The sequence below is a fragment of the Streptococcus sp. k-628 genome (assembly GCF_013277475.1).
In the GTDB taxonomy this organism is placed as follows: Bacteria; Bacillota; Bacilli; order Lactobacillales; family Streptococcaceae; genus Streptococcus.
In genome coordinates this window covers 1-19,232 of sequence record NZ_VMMZ01000028.1, presented here as the reverse complement: position 1 = coordinate 19,232, position 19,232 = coordinate 1, and the positions used below count along the sequence as shown (strand labels likewise).

At 40.7% G+C, this 19,232-nt stretch carries 21 protein-coding genes and 2 pseudogenes; 2 read left to right on the top strand and 21 right to left on the bottom strand.

Annotation, left to right across the window (positions count from 1 at the left end; translation table 11 throughout):
* Nucleotides 1–8: 8 nt before the first annotated feature.
* The 20 genes and pseudogenes from HT730_RS04065 to tgt form a co-directional block, all read right to left on the bottom strand.
* Nucleotides 9–1,466 (bottom strand): PTS ascorbate transporter subunit IIC, encoded by a 1,458-nt coding sequence (locus tag HT730_RS04065; protein WP_173267820.1) that lies wholly within the window; start codon nucleotides 1,464–1,466, stop codon nucleotides 9–11.
* 130 nt (nucleotides 1,467–1,596) lie between these two features.
* Nucleotides 1,597–2,220, bottom strand: coding sequence for a ribonuclease P (locus tag HT730_RS04060; protein WP_173267821.1), 624 nt, complete (start codon nucleotides 2,218–2,220; stop codon nucleotides 1,597–1,599).
* A gap of 50 nt (nucleotides 2,221–2,270) precedes the next feature.
* A complete protein-coding gene (gene jag / locus HT730_RS04055; RefSeq protein ID WP_173306885.1) occupies nucleotides 2,271–3,257 on the bottom strand; it encodes an RNA-binding cell elongation regulator Jag/EloR in 987 nt (328 codons plus the stop codon).
* Between the two features lie 17 nt (nucleotides 3,258–3,274).
* A pseudogene (locus HT730_RS04050) lies at nucleotides 3,275–4,099 on the bottom strand (membrane protein insertase YidC).
* A complete protein-coding gene (gene rnpA / locus HT730_RS04045) occupies nucleotides 4,074–4,445 on the bottom strand; it encodes a ribonuclease P protein component (RefSeq protein ID WP_173306884.1) in 372 nt (123 codons plus the stop codon). The pseudogene HT730_RS04050 and the gene rnpA overlap by 26 nt, the downstream one beginning before the upstream one ends.
* A gap of 148 nt (nucleotides 4,446–4,593) precedes the next feature.
* Nucleotides 4,594–5,784 (bottom strand): acetate kinase, encoded by a 1,191-nt coding sequence (locus tag HT730_RS04040; protein ID WP_173306883.1) that lies wholly within the window; start codon nucleotides 5,782–5,784, stop codon nucleotides 4,594–4,596.
* Nucleotides 5,785–5,834: 50 nt separating this feature from the next.
* A complete protein-coding gene (locus HT730_RS04035) occupies nucleotides 5,835–6,788 on the bottom strand; it encodes a class I SAM-dependent methyltransferase (protein WP_173306882.1) in 954 nt (317 codons plus the stop codon).
* Nucleotides 6,789–6,848: 60 nt separating this feature from the next.
* Nucleotides 6,849–7,409: a class I SAM-dependent methyltransferase gene (locus HT730_RS04030; RefSeq protein WP_173306881.1), complete on the bottom strand. Its 561-nt coding sequence runs from the start codon at nucleotides 7,407–7,409 to the stop codon at nucleotides 6,849–6,851.
* Between the two features lie 32 nt (nucleotides 7,410–7,441).
* Complete coding sequence (gene comGG, locus HT730_RS04025; protein ID WP_173306880.1) at nucleotides 7,442–7,855, bottom strand: competence type IV pilus minor pilin ComGG; 414 nt, start codon at nucleotides 7,853–7,855, stop codon at nucleotides 7,442–7,444.
* Nucleotides 7,833–8,294 (bottom strand): competence type IV pilus minor pilin ComGF, encoded by a 462-nt coding sequence (gene comGF, locus HT730_RS04020; protein WP_000250508.1) that lies wholly within the window; start codon nucleotides 8,292–8,294, stop codon nucleotides 7,833–7,835. Before comGF ends, comGG begins: the two co-directional genes overlap by 23 nt.
* A complete protein-coding gene (gene comGE / locus HT730_RS04015) occupies nucleotides 8,257–8,559 on the bottom strand; it encodes a competence type IV pilus minor pilin ComGE (protein ID WP_191995726.1) in 303 nt (100 codons plus the stop codon). Before comGE ends, comGF begins: the two co-directional genes overlap by 38 nt.
* Nucleotides 8,522–8,956, bottom strand: a complete 435-nt coding sequence (gene comGD, locus HT730_RS04010; RefSeq protein WP_041864711.1) for a competence type IV pilus minor pilin ComGD — start codon at nucleotides 8,954–8,956, stop codon at nucleotides 8,522–8,524. Before comGD ends, comGE begins: the two co-directional genes overlap by 38 nt.
* Nucleotides 8,919–9,242: a comG operon protein ComGC gene (comGC, locus tag HT730_RS04005; RefSeq protein ID WP_000738648.1), complete on the bottom strand. Its 324-nt coding sequence runs from the start codon at nucleotides 9,240–9,242 to the stop codon at nucleotides 8,919–8,921. The genes comGD and comGC overlap by 38 nt, the downstream gene beginning before the upstream one ends.
* 1 nt (nucleotide 9,243) lies before the next feature.
* Nucleotides 9,244–10,260 (bottom strand): competence type IV pilus assembly protein ComGB, encoded by a 1,017-nt coding sequence (gene comGB, locus HT730_RS04000; RefSeq protein ID WP_173306898.1) that lies wholly within the window; start codon nucleotides 10,258–10,260, stop codon nucleotides 9,244–9,246.
* Nucleotides 10,208–11,149: a competence type IV pilus ATPase ComGA gene (comGA, locus tag HT730_RS03995; RefSeq protein WP_173306879.1), complete on the bottom strand. Its 942-nt coding sequence runs from the start codon at nucleotides 11,147–11,149 to the stop codon at nucleotides 10,208–10,210. The genes comGB and comGA overlap by 53 nt, the downstream gene beginning before the upstream one ends.
* A gap of 76 nt (nucleotides 11,150–11,225) precedes the next feature.
* Complete coding sequence (locus HT730_RS03990) at nucleotides 11,226–11,591, bottom strand: DUF1033 family protein (RefSeq protein ID WP_173250007.1); 366 nt, start codon at nucleotides 11,589–11,591, stop codon at nucleotides 11,226–11,228.
* Between the two features lie 150 nt (nucleotides 11,592–11,741).
* A complete protein-coding gene (locus HT730_RS03985; RefSeq protein ID WP_000649457.1) occupies nucleotides 11,742–12,800 on the bottom strand; it encodes a zinc-dependent alcohol dehydrogenase family protein in 1,059 nt (352 codons plus the stop codon).
* A 161-nt stretch (nucleotides 12,801–12,961) separates the two neighbouring features.
* Complete coding sequence (gene nagA, locus HT730_RS03980; protein ID WP_001134549.1) at nucleotides 12,962–14,113, bottom strand: N-acetylglucosamine-6-phosphate deacetylase; 1,152 nt, start codon at nucleotides 14,111–14,113, stop codon at nucleotides 12,962–12,964.
* Nucleotides 14,114–14,264: 151 nt separating this feature from the next.
* A complete protein-coding gene (locus HT730_RS03975; protein WP_173306878.1) occupies nucleotides 14,265–16,082 on the bottom strand; it encodes an acyltransferase family protein in 1,818 nt (605 codons plus the stop codon).
* Between the two features lie 100 nt (nucleotides 16,083–16,182).
* A complete protein-coding gene (gene tgt / locus HT730_RS03970) occupies nucleotides 16,183–17,325 on the bottom strand; it encodes a tRNA guanosine(34) transglycosylase Tgt (protein ID WP_001285237.1) in 1,143 nt (380 codons plus the stop codon).
* Nucleotides 17,326–17,441: 116 nt separating this feature from the next.
* On the opposite strand from tgt, the gene HT730_RS03965 reads away from it, so the two are divergent.
* On the top strand, nucleotides 17,442–18,320 hold the full coding sequence (locus tag HT730_RS03965) for a DUF975 family protein (protein ID WP_050973134.1): 879 nt from the start codon (nucleotides 17,442–17,444) through the stop codon (nucleotides 18,318–18,320).
* A pseudogene (locus HT730_RS03960) lies at nucleotides 18,310–18,408 on the top strand (beta-carotene 15,15'-monooxygenase); the annotation flags it as partial. The gene HT730_RS03965 and the pseudogene HT730_RS03960, both read left to right, overlap by 11 nt.
* A gap of 25 nt (nucleotides 18,409–18,433) precedes the next feature.
* Here the strand turns inward: HT730_RS03960 and pcp are convergent.
* Nucleotides 18,434–19,078, bottom strand: a complete 645-nt coding sequence (pcp, locus tag HT730_RS03955; RefSeq protein WP_173306877.1) for a pyroglutamyl-peptidase I — start codon at nucleotides 19,076–19,078, stop codon at nucleotides 18,434–18,436.
* Nucleotides 19,079–19,232 lie beyond the last annotated feature (154 nt).

Genomic DNA, 19,232 nt, shown 5'->3' with positions numbered 1-19,232 from the left:
TCTAGAAACTATGCTTCTTCTTGAACTTCACCGTTGTAGTATTTTTCTTTATCTTTTGCTTTGGCAAATTGAAGTTGAGGAATAACAAGCAAGAAGAGACACACAAGTACATAACCAACAATACCAAGGTATTTGAAGATATATCCAAATCCAAGCCATGGGAATTCAAAGTCGATATTTCCATGGTAACCACCGTAAGATGCTAAGTCGAGAAGAGCTACACATAGAGCTCCTAGAGCAACTTGGAGGACGCCTGATATAAAGGATAGGATAACAGCTGCTTTCCATCCGCCACGCTTATCAGCGTAAACTGCAATTGCTGCATTATCAAAGAATACTGGTACAAATCCTGTAATAATAAGGATAGGGTTTTTAAAGACGATGAGCAAGACAATTGTAATCAATTGACCAATCAAACCAAAGGCAAATCCAGACAAGACAGCGTTTGGAGATCCAAATCCATAAGAAGCTGCAACGTCGACCGCTGGGAATGAACCTGGCAATAATTTGTTTGAAATACCTTGGAAGGCGTTTGTCAACTCAGATACGAACATGCGGACACCTTGCATCAAAACGAACAAGTAAACTGAGAAAGTGAAGGCTGTTTGAATAATGTACATAAAGAAATCTTGTTTAGCAGGATTGAATAACGTTCCTGAAGTAATGACTTCTTTATTAGACATAATGTCTGGACCCAAGATTAAAAGAATGGCTCCGAAGAATACGAGCATCAAGGTAGCAGATGCAACAACTGTATCGTGGAAGATTGAGAGGAACTTAGGTAATTTAAGATTATCTAAACTTTCTTCTTTCTTACCAAAGCGTCCTGCTACTTTATCTACAAACCAGATTGCAAATTGCTGTTGGTGGCCAATCGCAAATCCGCCACCACCAGTCAAGCGTTGAGTTGCCTCAACAGTCATATTTGAACTAACTGCCCAGTAAAGTCCACAGATGGTACCAATCGCTGCTGTACCGTAAGCATTGCGCAATTGTGGTACTAAGAATAGAACCATAAGAGATACTGTTGCAGCTTGTTGTACCATGATGTGCCCAGTAATAAAGAGGGTTCTTACCTTCGTAATCTTGCGAAGAGCTACAAGCAAGATATTTATTCCAAAACCAATCAATAGAGCTGTAGTTGCAGTCCCGACAAAATCTGGAAACTCTGCTGCAATTTTGTTGTTTGCTGCAGCCAGTCCAAAGTAAGGGTCAATAACAGCTGCACCAATTTGGAATTTGTAGTTAAGGGCTGCTAAGATCGGACGGAAGGTTGTAACCAAACCACCCGCACCCACGTTGAGCAACATATACCCTACTGTTGCTTTAACAAACCCTGAGAAAACGTCGTGGGCAGGTTTTTTCAAAAGTGCGTATCCTATCAACACCAATAAACCTACGAAAAATGCGGGATTCTGCAAAATATTGCTAGAAAACCAATTTAGAACACTTGAAATAACTTCCATAATTGTTCTCCTTTTGAATTGTTTTTGTAGGTTTATTATATACTTTGAAAGCGTAAACAAAAAGACCAAGAATTACACAGCGGACTGTTCACTCTTGGACTGTATGATTTATGATATTTTAATGATTAGCTTAGTTTCTCGTAGCTAGATAAAATGGAAGAATTTTATCATAAGATTTCAATAAATTTTCCACGAAATCTTCTTCAGATGAATTTTCTGTCACAGAAACATCTGCTTTAACTAACACTTTTCGAACTTCCTGACTTCTCAACTTCTCACGTAAAGTACGACGATTTTCTTCGTTCGACTCCCATCTTTGACTTTGATCATCAGAGTAGACTAGATAATAAATCCCTTCTACAACTGGAACTTCTAATACCTTGGTTTGTTTCTCCAAAGTTTGCTCATCTTTCTTGCGCTCGATGAAACTGACTTCCAAAGAAATTCCAAAGTCAGTAGATGTCCCATACAAACGCAAGGCTATCATAGGCTCTGTCACTTTCCCCTCACGCTGTAGATAAGCCCAGAAGTGTGGTCGCAAGCGCTGAGCCTGATTCATCCACTGGCTAGTCTGTTGGAGTTGCCATTCTGGATGTCTTGCTTGAAAGGCTTTAGCCAGTTCTGTAAAAGCCTTTCGAGCCTCTTGGCCTTTGTAACGCAATTCCAGCATCTTCTCTCGCTCTTCTCCCGCTTTATCTGGATTACGATACTGGATCCCTGCAAAGTCTAAATAGTCTCTTATCTTATTCAACATTAATTTAATCTCCTCCAGCTAGCAAAAAATCAGGTCAATCCTGATTTTGTTTATTCTGTATCTACAACGACATAGCGATTGGGCTCATCACCTTCAGAGTAACTGGTCACGCCATCCATACGTGAAATAATACGATGGATAATCTTGCGTTCGCTATTCGACATTGGATCTGTCTGATGACTGCGTCCTTCTTCTAAAACACGAGTCGCCAATTTTTGCGCATAGGTCTGCAAGACTTCTGCACGGTGTTCAACATAATCATTGACATTGATAGTAATGTAGAAGGTTCTTGAATAGCGGTTGTAAAGATAATTTTGAGCCAACAGTTGCAAGGCTTTCAAGACTTTACCGTGGTAGCCGATAATACGACCTGGTTCGTTAGTATCAATTTGCAAATTGATACTACGACGGTTATAATCATTTGAAAGTGTGGCTTCAACATCCATATCATCCACAATCGCTTGAACATAGGCAGTCACATCCGTAGCCACCTGGGCAATATCAAAGCTCGGTTCAACTTTCAAGCCCATCTCTGTCAAGTCTTGATTTTCAGTTTGGTCTTGCTCAGTTTCAAGGTCATCAGCGCCTGCTTCTTCCCTCATCGCTTCCTCGATTTGAAGTTCATTTAAAATCTCAATGTGACCAGTTTCTTCCAAGATAGTGCTGGCATGTCTTTCATGTTTTAAGATTTCAGCCTTGACTTCATCAGAAATACCTTGGCCTCCCTCTTCAATCTTTTTAATTGCTTCTACAACATGACCCAAATCAACAGTTGCTTCACTGACTGTTTTAACAGGCTCATTCAAATCATTGATTTGTTTTGGAACTCCCTTTACAGCTTGTTGGTTTGCTTTTACAACTGTCGTTTCACTAATAGCATCGATATCCACTTGGGCTGGTTTTTTACCAAATAAGCCAAGAAACCCTTTTTTCTCACGAGAAATGACTTTGATATGAGCCTTCATTCTTGGAATATCTAATTCTTTCAATCCTTTCTGGATTGCTTCTTCAACAGTTGAACCTGTAAATACTACCATTACCAGATTCCTCCTTATTATTTCGTTTTCTGAGCCTTTTTCTTGGCTTTTCTTTTTCTATTTTCCAAATCTTTCTGTGCCTGAACTACTGCCTCGCGCTCTGCAATAATCTTGAATGGATTATTCAAGAAATAGGTTTGCAAGACTTGATAAGCATTGGACACTGTCCAGTAGAGGGCGACTCCACCTGGCGCATAAACTGCAAAGATAAAAATCAAGACCGGAATCCCATACATCATCGCAGTCGTAGCGCCATTACGCTCAGACAAAGCTTTGTTGGACAACCAAGTACTTAAAAAGGTAAATACAGCTGCTAAAATCGGAAGAACAAAGGTTGTATCCACACCACCAAGGTTAATCTATAAGAAATGACCTGTCTTCAAAAAGTCAACTCTTGATAGAGCTTGGAACAAGGCCAAAATAACCGGCATCTGAATCAAAATCGGCCAAAGTGAATCTGACTGTCTGACACCCATTTCTTTAAAGACTTTACGCATTTCTTGCTCTAGCTTGGTTCTGCTCTCCATATCTCGACCTGGATACTGTTCTCGCAACGCCTTAATGCGCGGCTGAGCTTCCTGCATTTTCCTAGAAGCCACCATTTGCACCTGAAAGACTGGCAAGAGCACTGTACGAATCAAGACCGTAAAGAGAATAATCCCCACTCCGATACTGATATCAAACGACAAAAAGCGAATGATTTCCGCAAAGAAGTAAACCAATTTACTCCAAAAATCAGCCGAATCGGCTGTAATATCGCTAGTTATCCCATTAGTTGCACAGGCTGTCATGATCAATAGAGACAGTCCTAGCAAACTAGTCAACTGTAGTTTCTTTTTCACTCCCATTTCCTTCCTGGTAAATCTTTGATAATTTTAATACGTGGAGTAGATTTTTCTCCATCTCTACGTATCCCAAGTTTTCGACTCCTTTTCGAGCAATGACAACAAAGTCTACATCTTCTACCAGACTCCCTTTGGCATTCTGGATAATATGTCGGATCCGTCGCTTGATTTGATTTCTAGTGACGGCATTCCCCAGTTTTTTGCTAACTGATAGACCTACTCGAAAATGGTTTTTCTGGTTTTCTAACTGGTAGACAACAAATTTGCGATTGGCAAAACTTGTCCCTTCCTTGAAAATCGCCTTAAAATCTTTCTCTCTTTTTACACGAAAGTTTTTCTTCAAAACTCAACTCCATCTATTAAATTACTACTATTATACCATATTTTTCAAAAAAACCAATCATAGCAAGGTTTTGCACAATTTCATCAGAAAAAGGAGCCGGAAAATCTCTTTCCCAACTCCTTGTACGGAATATTTTTACTAGTTTTACTTATTTTTTCAAGCGTTCAACATCACGGGCAATGACTAATTCTTCATCTGTTGGAATAACCAAGACACGGATTTTAGCTGCCTCTGTTGAGATGTCTCCTGTAACGCCAAAGACATTCTTTTCATCATCAACATCACAGCCAAACCACGAAATTCCTGAGATTACATCACGACGGAAATTTGCTGCATTTTCACCAACACCTGCTGTGAAAACAATGGCATCTGCTCCATTTAGCACTGCAAGGTACTGACCGATATGTTTTTGAATACGGTCAACATACATTTCATAAGCCAAGCTAGCGTCGTGATTCCCTTCTGCTACAGCTGCTTCTATATCGCGCATATCGCTAGAATTAGCAGAAACTCCCAAAAGACCTGATTCACGATTCAGAACACGACTGATATCTTCTGGTGTGTTAAAATCATCTGTATATTGCATTAAGTAAGGAATGATAGCTGGATCAATGTCCCCTGTACGAGTTCCCATCATAATACCACCCAGAGGAGTGAAGCCCATAGAAGTGTCGACAGACTTACCAGCTTTCACAGCTGTAATTGAGCCTCCGTTACCAATATGACAGGTAATCAACTTCAAGTCTTCTAATGGACGTCCCAAGAGTTTTGCTGCTTCTCCTGCTACAAACTGATGGCTTGTACCGTGGGCACCATATTTACGAACCTTGTTTTCTCTGTAATATTTTGTTGGTAGAGGATAGCGATAAGCTTTCTCTGGCATAGTTGTGTGGAATGAAGTATCAAAAACAACTACACTGGTAATGTCTGGCAACAATTCCTTGAAGGCACGAACACCTGCTGCATTGGCTGGATTGTGGAGAGGAGCCAACAAGCTCAACTCTTCAACTTTTTCTAAAACATCTCCCTCAACGACTGTTGATTCTTTGAAATATTCTCCACCAGCCACAACACGGTGTCCAACACCTGTAATCTCGTCATAAGCCTTGATAATATCGAAACGAATCAAGTCATCCAATAAGATTTTAACAGCTTGTGTGTGATTTTCGATATCCAAAATCTGTTGCTCAGAACGGCCGTCAAATTTTACAGTTGAAATTGAATCTTTCAAACCGATACGTTCAATCAAACCTTTGGCTAACACTTTTTCTTCTGGCATTAAGTATAATTGCCATTTCAAACTTGAACTTCCTGCATTGATTGCAATTGTTTTTGTCATAACATGATACCCCTTTTTAAGCGTTTTCATCTATTATAACAAAATCTATTTTATATTTCAGTACCTTGAGTCCATTTTTGAAAATTTTCTTTAAATTTCATTAAAACACTTGCATCTTGCAAGCTAGCAAGTGGATAAACAAAAGGATCTACTGCTGTTTTACTTTTCTTCTGTAAGATAAAAATGGTCTTGGATTGTTTGGCATTGGCAAAGAGATTTTCAGGCAAACTAATCATGGCAGTCAGACTTGCCTCCTCTTTCAACCAGCCTTTCAACAAATCACTTTGAGGACTGGTCAACAAATCACTCGGAGCTAGAAAAATAGCGTATCCGTCTGACTTGAGATACTTAAGTCCTTGTTCCATGAGCAAGTGATGGGCGTAGGTATGTTCTTGACTAGAAGCAACTTGATGACGCGACGCAACGACATCATCAGGATAATAGCCAACAGGCAAGTCGCTGATGACCACATCACTTTCTTTGAGCATCTGTGGACGAACGGCATCTCCTTGGACAAAGCCAGCCTGCAAACCAATTACATCTGCCATACTAGCCGCCAAATCAATCAGCAAATCATCCACTTCCATTCCCAAATAATCCACCTTTTTATCAAGCGAGGTCAAGAAAGTAGCGCCTAGAATTCCCATCCCAGAACCCATTTCGAGGATAGTGATTTCCTCTTCTTTAAACAACTCTTCCACAATAAACACCAAAAGTAAGGCAATAACATCTGGTGTAAACTGGTGATTGGCCTGCAAGGGTTCTGTTTGCCCAGCCTTCATCAAGAGAAACTGGTAGGTCTTGAGCCATTCTTCTTTGCGAAGCGCTAAACGCTTAAGGGCCTGATTGTTCCCTTTGACCTGCTCTAGCTCAGTTTCACCATCCAAATAGATGCTATTTTGCTCCACCAAGGCGTCATAAAAGTTGGTCGTCAAATCATTTTGGATGACTTGGACATTCTCTAGTAAATAGGTATAACCTTGTTCAATTTTTTCAAAATCCATATTCCTATCTTATCAAATTTCCCTTCTTTTTTCCATCCTTATAGAAAAATCACTCCCTGACTAGGCGAGTGATTTTTGGGCTACTGTTAAAAAGAGTTCTGCGTAATTTCCTTGAAACAGGTCTTCAGCGCTATAGAGGATCTGACTATGCACAGATGAAAAACCATGCTCAATTAGCTGTTTTTCCAATTCAGGCAATTCAAATCCGTGATGGTTAGTAGCTGTCTTGGTAAAATCAGCAAGTAGGAGTTGTCCATCTTCCCTCAAATGTTGACGAAACAGTGAGAGAGCCGCATCCAAATCAGGCATATGATGAAGAACCCGACTAACAACAATGAGATCAAACTCTTGCTCCAAAAACTGGATATTCTTGATGTCTTGCTGATCCGCTTTCAAACGAGCTTGCTCCAGCATTTTCTCTGAAATATCCACCAATATTACAGATTTGGCTTGTTTTGCCAGAGGCAAGGCTAATAGCCCCGTCCCTCCACCGAAATCCAAAATTTCTTTGTCTGATAGAAGATCAATCTGTTTCTCGACTGCTTGACAAACCAAGTTTGCAAGAAAGATATTTTTAGGGGAATCAAAAGTTTCTGCTTTGTGGTTAAAATCATGATTCATATCTTTAGTTTAGCACAAAGTAGCTTGATTGGCTAGAAATTCTCTTTCTTTTCAGGCTTCTCTTCTGATTTTTTCTTCTCCACTTTTTCGCTTGAATCGGTCGCTACCTCTTCCTTTTTATCTCTTTTCTCTTCTTTAATTTTGACGGAAGGAAAGATAAATTCATATTGGCTCTTAGGCGTACGAACCGTCGTCACCAAGTTTGTTTTCTTATTTTGATAGCTTACCTGACCTAGATTAAAAACCTGTTCCCCACTTTCTTGCTCAGCTTTATCCTTGGTTCGTTTGGCCATAGCAAAAGCAACCAACTTTTCTTTATTTAAAGCATAGTCTCTATGGTGGGCTACTTGTCGGTTCAAGTAAAATTGTAACAAAAGACTAAAGATAGCTGCCATGGTGACTGCATATAGGAGAACACCTGCCTTAACTTTTTTCTTTTTCCACACGATAGATGAACTCCCTTTCTAAGCCTTTTTGAAACTGGAAACGAAAACGAACCAGTTGATTGTCCTCTGTAATCTGTGCGGATTTGAGTCCATAAACCATAGGCTGATAACCTCGTCCACTGGCATCGGTTTTCCGAAAATCATCTGATTTAGACTTGCCTATCGCAATTTCCTTGCCATCCTGCTTCATATAGAGGCGATTGCCTTCTACTTTTTCGAACTGCGAACGGTCTAATTCTGCCTCCAACTGATCCACAAACAAGAGCCACTCCTTTTGCTCGCTCTGTTGCTGGTAGCGAACTTCTGAAACGAGGAGCTGACTCATGGCCTGAAATAGGAGTAAGCCTCCACTGATGACAATGAGGGCAATCAGGGATTCTAATAAGGTAAAAGCCTTGACCTTATGGCTCTTTAATAGCCAACAACTGTTCTGAACCATGGTAGACCTCCAATCCCTTTTCACTAGAAAACACCTGAATCTCAACTCCATTTATGTTTACCTGATTTTGACCTGTCTGCAAGGCCATCTTAGTTACCCTCAAGACTTCTTCCTTTTGCAAGATTTTTGCTTCCTCTTGCCTATTCTTTTGAATTTGTCCCAAAAGGAGGGTCGCAATGCTGGCAAAGATAGCTAAAGCAACTACTGCTTCCAGTAAAATCACTGCCCTAATTTTTTGTTTCCTTAATGCGTTTAATTTTTCCATTTCCTAGATATAATTGATAGCGAATCGCTCCTTTACTGGTCTGAAATTCAACCTTAGCCAGAGACGAATTGCCCCCAGCTCGGTCAAATGTGATACTTTGTCCCGATGGTGCTTGAATTCCTTTAGGAACTGTCAGCTTTTGACTGCCATTGCTAATGGTCTGTCCGTCTATGCTCAAACTTGTCTTTTGCTGACTGGCTACACTGCGTTTTTGGGTTTCCCGATAGAGTTCTTCAAACTCCATAAAGAAAATCTGCTCCTCTACCGCCGCAAAAGTGGACTGGACAGAGCCTGACAAGCCCAAGGCAAGGATACTCACAAGTCCCAAAACCAAGAGACTTTCCAGCATGGTAAAGGCCTTAATCTGCGACCGTTTGAGTCTTATTTTGTTTAGCATGGTATTCTTTATAGGCTTTAGCCTGTTCCTCGGTGATTCGCCCATCTGCTTGTAACTTGTTTAGGCTAGCCTCTTCATTTTTTCCCAAACTATAAAGCTCTGCCTGGCTTTCTACCACCTTAACAACAGCAGCTTTTCCTTTGTCGTTGACTGCTTCTTTTTGCTTGGTCAGATTAGGTACAAAGAGCAAGAGAAGCACACTGATGATTAAAAGGACCACTAACATCTCTACCAGAGTGAAAGCTTTAACCTTAGCTTTTTTCAAGAATGTCATCATTTTTTTCATGTTAAAAATTTACCTCCATATTTTGATACATGGGCATGAGCATTGCCGCATAAAGTAAAACGATAATCAGTGCCACAAAGATAAAAACCAGTGGCTGCACCAAATTCATGGTGCGGTTGACTCGGGTAAAAAAGGCTTCCCAAGTTTTTTCAGCATAGATTTCCAACTCACTACCCAGCTTGGACTTGACTTCCCCATACTCGATAATGAGACTCAACTCCTTCTTAAAGAAAGGATAGGTCGCTATGGTTTGAGAAAATTCGCGGCCACTTTGTAGGGATTGAGCTAGGTCTTGACCGATTTCTTTAAAGAGCTGAGAACCTTGTTCCTGCATCATCTGAAAAATCTGCGTCAACTCCATCCCCTGCGAAATCATATTCCCCCATTCACGCGCGTAATAGGCCGTCAAATAAGTCCGAACAAAGATTCCAAGTAAGGGAAGGCGCGCTAATATAGAAAAGACGCGCATCTTAGAACTTCTTTTATAAAAAGTGAGTGCTAAAAGGACAAGTATGGAAACAAACCCTACCATTCCTAGAAAGATTTGTGGCAGATTACCGATAATCTGAGTGGCGATATTACTACTATCCAGTTGTGGTAGTAGATAGTTCCGTAGCCCCAGCATGATTAAGAGAAGAAAACCTAGCAAAATCAAAGGATAGGTCGCTACTTCAATTAGTTTTTTCTTGACCTTGGCCAGATTGTCTAGATACTCTTCTATCTTTCCCAAACTCAGGTGGAGATTCCCATGAACTTCAGCTAGGGATAACTGGGTGACAATAGCACTTGAAAAACCCAAACTTTCCATCATTTCTGAGAATGATTTACCTTGAGACAAGCCCGTGCGCATCTGGGCCACACACTGCTTGTTCAACAAGGCACTCCTATCTAAAAAGGAGATGGTCTCCACCAGATGAAAACCACTGGAAAAGAGATTGTTAAACAAGGTAATGATATTTTTTTGCTTAGCTGTAGCTAATTTTCTCCGTCTCAGCCTGAAGACTTGTGATATGTCCATCTTTAAGAAGCTGGTCAATCTGCTCATTCCAGCTAGTTGGCTGGTGTTCTTGATAGTCTTTGTTTGCAAAGTCAACGATTCCTCCTCCCCCGATTAATCTCTGGTAGCAGACTCCTTGCAGAACGACTGCCAATTCCTCCTCACTCACACCCAACTCCAGCAGGCGCTCATAAACACCTCGAATACTCTTGGCGTGAATGGTTGAAAAGACTGTCGCCCCTGTCAAACTAGCTCTGACCACTGCACGTGCCGTCTCGCTGTCCCGAATTTCTCCGATAATCAGGAGATCTGGTCGATGACGTAGGGAAAGTTTGATGAGATTTTCATACGTCAACCCGATTGCTTCGTTCAACTGCAACTGGAGCATGTCGTCCTGCTTGATTTCGACTGGATCTTCGATGGACATGACTTGTTGCCCCTTAAAAAGGGACTTAGCTAATTCATGCATCAGGGTTGTCTTGCCACTGCCGACTGGGCCAGCAAAAAGATAAAGTCCCCGTTGCCTGTACTGCTTGCCCAATTCGTCAATATCCTGAAACCAAAAATGCAAATCCTGCTCCTCATCATGCAACAAACGAATAACTAAACTCTCATGCCCTCTATAATCGCCTACAGTAGATAGACGTAGGGACGCCATCTTCTGGTCATAGGCATAATCACAGGAACCAAGTTGACTACGTCTCTTTTCTCCCACATTCATACCCGCCACAAACTTAAAGTGACTGATGACGGCCGCAAATTTTTCAAAATCATAACAACCGATTTTACAGCACTCGTCTCCTACCCTCATATGAAGCTCATAGGCGTCTAACTTGGGGACAAAATAAATGTCTTGCGCTCCTTTTTTCCGGGCTGAACGAATGATTTCTTGTGCAATTTCTTGAACCATACTTACCTCCTCACCTATACTATTCGCAAAGATTTGGAAAAATAAAAAAAGCAACTCCAAAAAAGTTACTTTTTCTCTATTTTAATTTTATACGGCAAGAACGGTGCCTTTCCTTACCTGTTTGTTTTTCATAGCCTGGGCGTAGTTTTTCATCTGGGATAACCTGCTCATCCTGTAAAAGAGCCAAAGAATGGTATTGTTGTAAATACTCGTCACATTCATCGCACCAGCGTTGGTCTTCTGGATCCCAAAAAATGGTCATCAAGTCACTTCTGCTTTTATAAAGAGGGGATTCTTGTTCTAATTTAAACCAGCAAGTTTTGTAGTATTTGAGAGCATCATAATACTGGTCAAATTTCTTACTAGCTACAATATCTTCTTCCCAACCTTCTAAGAACCACCAGGGTTCGAAATCTCCGTACATTTCTATAACACGATACATATTCATTCATTCCTTTGTACCGTATATTATAACCAATTCCGCTAAACAAGGAAAGAAATATGCTCATTTCTTAATTTCTTGATAAAAAATCCAGCCATCTGATGGATGACTGAATTTCTATTTGCTTGTGTTCCAAAATCTTTTTACTACCTAGGCTTCAGAAATATCGTTTTCGATGATGACCTTAATTGCATGGTGGTCTGCTGCCTTACTGAAGACTTCATAGGCTTTTTCAATTTCACTGAGTTTGAAATAATGAGTTACCAATTTTTCTGGTTCAATCTTATGACTTTCAAGTGCTTTCAACAATTGTGGAGTTGTATTTGTAGATACCAAACCAGTTGTTACATTGATGTTGCGAATCCAAAGTTTATCCAAATCGAATTCGACTGGTTTACCATGTACACCACAGTTGGCAACTGTTCCGTCTATACCGATAATCTTTTGACAGAAATCAAATGTTGCAGGAATACCAACAGCTTCGATAGCGACATCTACACCACGGCCATCTGTCAAATCATAAATTTCTTTAATCGCTTTTTCAGGGTCTGAAGAATTAACCTTGTGAGTCGCACCAAATGATAAAGCAGTTTCCAAGCGGTTATCGTCTAAGTCCACCATAATCAATTTGGCTGGTGAGTAGAACTGAGCTGTCAAGAGAGCAGCCAATCCAACTGGACCTGAACCAATAATGGCTACGCTACAACCAGGTTCTACTTTTCCTTTCAAGACACCAATTTCATACCCAGTAGGCAGAATGTCTGATAGCATAACCAAGGCTTCATCTGACAAGTCTTCTGGAGTGTGGTAAAGAGTGTTATCTGCATGAGGGACACGTAGATACTCAGCCTGCATACCATCAATCAAGTGACCAAAAATCCAGCCCCCTTCGTCTTCACAGTGGGCATAAATTCCTTTTTTACAGTAGTAGCATTTACCACAGGCACAGACACAAGAAATCAAGACCTTATCGCCTTTTTTGAAGTTAGAAACTCCTTCCCCAACTTCTTCCACAATCCCAATCCCTTCGTGACCAAGAATGGTACCACTTTGGCAAGCAGGGACATCCCCTTTGATAATATGGAGGTCTGTTCCACAAATAGTGGTTTTTACGATACGCACAATAGCGTCTGTTGGCTTGCGAATAACTGGTTTGTCTACATCAACAAAAGAAGCAAGTCCTGGTTTAACATAAGTATAGGCTTTCATAAAGCAATCCTCCGTTTTTTATTTGTACTATTTATAATATAATTGTAAGCCTTTTCATTTGTTTATTCAAGTTTTTTTGTGATTTTTTTAGTTTTTTTATTTACCAGTAAAGCAATATAGATAAAAAAGCAGAAGCTAATCTCTAACTTCTGCTTTCTCTCTTATGCTTGATAACGTTTCACACCATCTAGGTAAGTTGCTACCAATTCCAAATCTTTATCTAATACGATAAAGTCCGCATCATAACCTTCACGGATTTGACCACAGACATCATCAATGTGAACAGATTTAGCTGGGTTAAGGCTGGCCATCATGACCGCTTCATGCGGATTCGCAATACCCCATTCGACTACATTTCTCATACCATCTTTAAGTTTGAGGATAGAACCTGCCAAATTACCAGTAGATTTGAGACGTGCAGTTCCATTTGCTACTACAACTGGGAATTCTCCCAACATGTAGTCTCCATCTTCCAAACCACCTGCTGTCATACAGTCTGTGATAAGGGCAATATTTTCAGTTCCCTTTTGCTTAAGTAAAATCTCACAAGCTTTTGGATCTACGTGATAACCATCACAAATCAATTCTGCGTAAGTATGTGGGAGCTCATACATAGCTCCTACCATACCTAGTTCGCGGTGTGTTAAACCACGCATCCCATTATAGGCATGTACCCATACACTAGCTCCAGCATCAACTGCCTTCTTAGCTTGTTCAAATGTCGCATCTGAGTGTCCAAGTGCAACTGTCACACCTTCACCTGTAATAGTACGTACAAAATCTTCCACCCCATCACGTTCTGGTGCAATAGCGATTTTATTTAGCATCCCTTTTGCAGCATCTTGCCAAGAATGAAACTCCTCAACACCCGGGTCTCTCATATAAGTTGGATTTTGTGCCCCCTTAAAAGTTTCTGTGAAATATGGACCTTCATAATAAATCCCACGAATCTTAGCACCTGTTGCTTCTTTATAATGGTTTCCAAGATTTTCAGTGACTGCAAGCAATTGCTCATAAGTGGCTGTTAAAGTTGTGGGCAAGAAACTGGTAACACCGGTACTAAGAAGTCCTTCACTCATAGTATGCAATGTACCTTCAATATTGTTGTCCATCACATCTACACCTGCATATCCATGAATATGAGTATCCACAAGACCTGGTGCAATGCTATAACCAGTATAGTCAAGAACCTCTGCTCCTTCAGGAATTTGATCCACATGTTTCCCAAATTTGCCATCAACAAGTTCTAAGTACCCACCGCGACGAATGCCAAATGGATAGAAAAACTGATCCGCTTTAACGTAATTAGGCATAATAATGACCTCCTTAAAAGATTACTTTTGATATTTATTATGTCAATTACATTATAAACCTTTCTGATTCATTTGTAAATGGTATAGACCTATTTTCTAAAGATATTTTAAAAGAGCTGGATTTCTCCAACTCTTTTCTCTGTAATACAGGTTATTTTGATTTAACTGGCTTGTCTTGAGCCGTCTGCAAGGCTGTGGCAATGGTATCTGCATACAATTTTGCTCCTGCTTCAATAGTGCTAGTGTCACTTCCGAAATGGACTTGGTCTGTTCCTGTCCAAATTTCTGGATGCTCTTTCGCAACTTGATTCCAATCAGCAATGGTGATGTAAGGAGTCTTCTCTGCCAATTCTCTCATATAGGCAGCCGCCTTCTCAACGATTGCATAGGTCTCTTTTGTCTTATCTCCTTCATAAGGAGTCACCAAAACCATATGGTGCCCCTTAGGAAGATTTTTCACGATACTATCCCAATCTTCCTTGTAATTTTCAGGATTATTTACCCCTGTTGCAATGATCACCATCTTAGGTAAAAATTTATTCTGGCTATTGTTGAGCATGATTTCGTTGGCGGTCTTGGTTGTTCTGCTGACCTGCGCGTTAATCTGTGCTCCAGGAAGGGCTGTCTGCAGGGCTGTATTAGCTCTTAGAGCCACTGAGTCACCAATTAACATAGTACCATCAGCAATTCCTAAACTATTTGCATCTGCCCGTTCTGTCATCACCTTGGTTTGGCTAATATTTGTTGCAGCTTGCTTCAAACCATTGACAGTTAAGTCTGTCTCAAAAGCTCCCACTTGTGGTGCCAACAAAGTTACTAAGAAGACAATGAAGGCCAAGATTCCTGTACTTGTCGCAAGAATTGCGTGAATATAAGGCAGGGGACGAAGGGTTTGTATAATAGGTGTGTCCTTTCCTGCAATCCAAGGTTCCAACACATAAAATGATAGGCTGGCGAATCCATAAGAACAAATCAAAGTCAGTAACACAGCAAGAAGATTTGATGTCAATTGTGAAAAAATGATATAGAAAGGCCAATGGAAGAGATAGACAGCGTAACTAGTATCTGCTAAAAAGCTGATAATCTTTGGTTCTTGCACATTAGGAGTCTTTTCATGCAAGACACGCGCCGCCAGAATCATAGCAAGGGCTGCAATGCTGGCAAGCAAGAAGCCAATAAGATAGGCAAAGAGATAGGTAAATTTGACAAAGAAGGTCAAAATGAGTACGAAGCCAAAACCTCCTCCAAAAACTAAAAGGGTCTTTCGTAAATCCCAGATTTTATCCAACTGCTTGACTAGGGAAGTCGTCTGACGAACGCCTACAATAGTTGCTAGAATACTTCCCAAAAAGAATGGATAGACATGAGTTAAACTGGAGAAGTAAACAGAGGAATAAGAGGTTACTAGAAAACTACCAATAAACATGGAGAAGAAGCTGATCAAGAAGGCAGCAGCAGATAAAAGAAAGACCATCCCCTTCAACTGACCATTTGATTTAGCCTGTTTGGATAAGAACCAAACTGCCAATCCCCAGAGGATATAGTAGTGAACCTCAACGGCCAAGCTCCAATTATGAACAAACAAATGAGGAATGAACTGTGATTCATAACTCCCACCTGTTAGGAGTTCATAGAAGTTGGTCATAAAGCCTAAAACACCCGCAATCTGACCCCCAATTCCAGCCACATAATCTTGGCGAACCAAGAAAGTAAAAGGCATGGTCACCAAGACCATCAAAACCACAGGTGGCACAATCCGATAAAAGCGTCTCCTAAAAAATCCAATCAAGTCAATCTCATGATTTTTAGAAAACTCTTCGATGAGTAGAGCCGTAATCAAAAAGCCTGAAAATGTGAAAAAGACATCTACCCCGAAAAATCCTCCAGGAAAGATGGTCTGAAAGAAATGATACAAGAGTACCAGTAGTAAACCTGTAATCCTAATCAAGGAAAACCATTTAATGCGCATACGAGTTTATTCTCCCTTTCATTGTACACTTTATTCTATCAAAAAAAGAAGAAAAATCCCAAGAGAAAACTTAGGATTTTTAGCTTATATCAATTCCATTTTAGAAATTACGCCCTGATTTATTATAGCCATATTTTTCAACAAAATACTCACGGAATTCCAAGAGATTGTCATCCATGATGGCTTGTCGCACTTGCTTCATCAGGTTAAGCAAGAAGTAAAGATTGTGGTAGCTAGTCAAGCGGATACCAAAGGTTTCATCAGCCTTGAGTAGGTGACGAAGATAAGCACGTGTATAGTTCTTACATGTGTAACAATCACACTCAGGATCCAGTGGCGTAAAGTCCTCAGCAAACTGGGCATTTTTGACAACCAAACGTCCCTGACTGGTCATACAAGTCCCATTACGAGCGATACGAGTCGGCAAGACACAGTCAAACATATCTACCCCACGAATCACCCCATCAATCAAGCTATCTGGCGCTCCCACACCCATCAAATAGCGAGGTTTATTTTCAGGCAGCAGTTGAGTTGTAAAATCCAAGACCGCATTCATCTCTTCATGGGTTTCTCCCACTGCCAAGCCACCGATAGAGTAGCCTGGGAAATCCATGCTGACAAGGTCATGAGCTGATTGGCGACGTAGGTCTTCAAATCCAGCCCCCTGCACAATCCCAAATAACCCTTGGTCATGCGGACGACGATGAGCTTTCAAACCACGCTCAGCCCAACGGCTGGTACGCTCGATTGATTTCTTAACGTAGTCGTATGGTTGATAAAACTGAGGACATTCGTCAAAGGACATCATGATGTCTGAACCCAAATTATTCTGAATAGAGATGGCTTTTTCTGGCGATAGGAACATCTTAGAACCATTGAGATGGTTTTTAAAGGTTACTCCTTCTTCTGTGATATTACGGCTATCTGCTAAGGAATAAACCTGAAAACCACCACTATCTGTCAAAATAGGCTGGTCCCAATTCATGAACTTGTGGAGACCACCAGCGCGTGCAATGAGTTCGTCTCCAGGACGAAGCCAGAGATGATAGGTGTTTGACAGGATAATTCCCGAACCCATCTCCTTCAATTCTTCAGGCGACTGAGTTTTGACAGTGGCTTGAGTTCCAACTGGCATAAACATAGGCGTCGGGAAGGTGCCGTGGGGAGTGATGATTTCTCCCAGACGAGCTCCCGTGTGTTTTTCTTTCTTAATCAAACGATATTTGATTGGTGAATCTGACATTTTTTACCTCCGAAGCTGGGAAAGACAGTCCCAGTTCATACTTTGTACCCAAGGGCATACTGTATGATTTTATCAAAAAAAGTAGGAACTGTCACGAACTATGGTATAATAAGAGAATGAACTATCCAAAAATTGATTTAAAAACAATTCGTCAGGAGTCAAAACATTTTCAGGCTGACACCCCCCGTCTCTTTCTCCTCTATATCCTTCCCAGTATGCTGGTCATCTTATCTGGTTTTCTTAATCCCTTATCTCGGATCCACGGGACTGTTTTAGAACAACCATTTTTCAGCATACTTGGTCAAATACTTCAAGCCTACCTCTTTCCTCTACTAGTCTCCTTTATCGGGACTATTCTTTTGACCAGTTCCGTCTATGCAACACTGACACTCATGAAAGATTCTAAAACGGAGCCATCTGTAAAAAACAGCCTAGCTCTCTTTGATGAGGAGCTCTTTTCTCAAACCTTTTTGACCCTACTTCTCAAACGTTTCTATCTCTTTTTATGGAGTATCCCTAATTTACTTGGGATTTACTTCCTCTTTTATAGTAGCTTTTTAGCCAAAAAATTCGTCACCCTACATCCTGAGTTTCCAAATCTAGATCTCTCATCAGTTGAAACCGAGCGTTTCCTCATGGTCTTTGGACTCTACTTTCTTGCAAGTCTCATCTTGATCATTGTAGGAAATATCCTCTATATTCCACAGTATTATGCCTATTCACAGGTGGAATTTCTTCTCTGTTATAGTCTAGACCTAGGACAGGCCTCACCAAGACGAATCCTAAAAACTAGCCGTTCCTTTATGAAGGGCTACAAGTTCCAGCACTTTGTCCTAGATTTACAGCTTCTTCCTTGGTACTTCCTCAATTGGATTACCTTTGGCATTGCTAGTTTTTTACTCCTACCTTATATCCAATGTACTAAAATCAGCTTTTATAGAGCAGTACTTAGAGCAGCACTTAGTAAAAAATACCAACTAAACTACCCCTGGTAGGGCTAGTTTTTCACTCCTACCCTACATTCAAATCAATAAAATGATTTTTTACCGAGCAGTACTGGCTCGAAAACGTCCAAAAGCTTGAAGGTGACCCTTCAAGCTTTTTTCTATCAATGAGTTTCTCCACCTACCAACTTGAGGTCTTGATCTCCATGTTCGATAATGGCGCCAATTGCCGCTTCTATCCCTCGCCTAATATCCACTAAACTCATAGCTGAAGTAGTCGGTCTATTCACCACCTGTTCCATCATATAAGGAATATGCATAAAACCTGCCTTAACATGTGGAAATTTCTTTTCTACCAAATAGAGGGCCTGATACATCAAATGATTGCAGACAAAAGTCCCTGCCGTATTGGAAACAGAGGCCGACAATCCCTCTTTTTTTATAGCTTGAACCATTGCTTTAATCGGTAGACTACTAAAATAAGCCGGAGCACCATCTGGGCGAATAGGAAGGTCAATCGGCTGATTACCTTCATTATCAGGAATGCGTGCATCGTCTTGGTTAATGGCCACTCGTTCAGGTGTCAAACTAGATCTTCCACCTGCTTGGCCAATACAAAGGACAAAATCAGGTTGATAACGACTCATCTCTTCTTCCAATACTTGAGCCGATTTGTGAAAAACTGTCGGCACTTCTAGCCAACGAACCTCAGCACCATGGATTTCAGCTGGTAAACCTTTAATAGCCTCCAAGGCTGGATTAACCTTTTCCCCTCCAAAGGGCTCAAAACCTGTCACTAATACTTTCATTTCTAACTCCTCAAAACAAATTCAATGAGACTTTTTTCTTAAAAACAAGTATAACATATTTCCCTTATTCTGGGGTGAAAAGGACTAGTGAGGCTAGGATTGCTCTTTGATATTCAATGAAAATCAAAGAGCAAACTAGGAAGCTAGCCACAGG

What these genes read in the sequence shown, in the direction of transcription:
- HT730_RS04065 (WP_173267820.1), bottom strand. Translation starts at nt 1,466, where the DNA reads ATGGAAGTTATTTCAAGTGTTCTAAATTGGTTTTCTAGCAATATTTTG.
- HT730_RS04060 (WP_173267821.1), bottom strand. Translation starts at nt 2,220, where the DNA reads ATGTTGAATAAGATAAGAGACTATTTAGACTTTGCAGGGATCCAGTAT.
- jag (WP_173306885.1), bottom strand. Translation starts at nt 3,257, where the DNA reads ATGGTAGTATTTACAGGTTCAACTGTTGAAGAAGCAATCCAGAAAGGA.
- HT730_RS04040 (WP_173306883.1), bottom strand. Translation starts at nt 5,784, where the DNA reads ATGACAAAAACAATTGCAATCAATGCAGGAAGTTCAAGTTTGAAATGG.
- HT730_RS04035 (WP_173306882.1), bottom strand. Translation starts at nt 6,788, where the DNA reads ATGGATTTTGAAAAAATTGAACAAGGTTATACCTATTTACTAGAGAAT.
- HT730_RS04030 (WP_173306881.1), bottom strand. Translation starts at nt 7,409, where the DNA reads ATGAATCATGATTTTAACCACAAAGCAGAAACTTTTGATTCCCCTAAA.
- comGF (WP_000250508.1), bottom strand. Translation starts at nt 8,294, where the DNA reads ATGGTTCAGAACAGTTGTTGGCTATTAAAGAGCCATAAGGTCAAGGCT.
- comGE (WP_191995726.1), bottom strand. Translation starts at nt 8,559, where the DNA reads ATGGAAAAATTAAACGCATTAAGGAAACAAAAAATTAGGGCAGTGATT.
- comGD (WP_041864711.1), bottom strand. Translation starts at nt 8,956, where the DNA reads ATGCTAAACAAAATAAGACTCAAACGGTCGCAGATTAAGGCCTTTACC.
- comGC (WP_000738648.1), bottom strand. Translation starts at nt 9,242, where the DNA reads ATGAAAAAAATGATGACATTCTTGAAAAAAGCTAAGGTTAAAGCTTTC.
- comGB (WP_173306898.1), bottom strand. Translation starts at nt 10,260, where the DNA reads ATGGACATATCACAAGTCTTCAGGCTGAGACGGAGAAAATTAGCTACA.
- comGA (WP_173306879.1), bottom strand. Translation starts at nt 11,149, where the DNA reads ATGGTTCAAGAAATTGCACAAGAAATCATTCGTTCAGCCCGGAAAAAA.
- HT730_RS03990 (WP_173250007.1), bottom strand. Translation starts at nt 11,591, where the DNA reads ATGTATCGTGTTATAGAAATGTACGGAGATTTCGAACCCTGGTGGTTC.
- HT730_RS03985 (WP_000649457.1), bottom strand. Translation starts at nt 12,800, where the DNA reads ATGAAAGCCTATACTTATGTTAAACCAGGACTTGCTTCTTTTGTTGAT.
- nagA (WP_001134549.1), bottom strand. Translation starts at nt 14,113, where the DNA reads ATGCCTAATTACGTTAAAGCGGATCAGTTTTTCTATCCATTTGGCATT.
- HT730_RS03975 (WP_173306878.1), bottom strand. Translation starts at nt 16,082, where the DNA reads ATGCGCATTAAATGGTTTTCCTTGATTAGGATTACAGGTTTACTACTG.
- tgt (WP_001285237.1), bottom strand. Translation starts at nt 17,325, where the DNA reads ATGTCAGATTCACCAATCAAATATCGTTTGATTAAGAAAGAAAAACAC.
- HT730_RS03965 (WP_050973134.1), top strand. Translation starts at nt 17,442, where the DNA reads ATGAACTATCCAAAAATTGATTTAAAAACAATTCGTCAGGAGTCAAAA.
- pcp (WP_173306877.1), bottom strand. Translation starts at nt 19,078, where the DNA reads ATGAAAGTATTAGTGACAGGTTTTGAGCCCTTTGGAGGGGAAAAGGTT.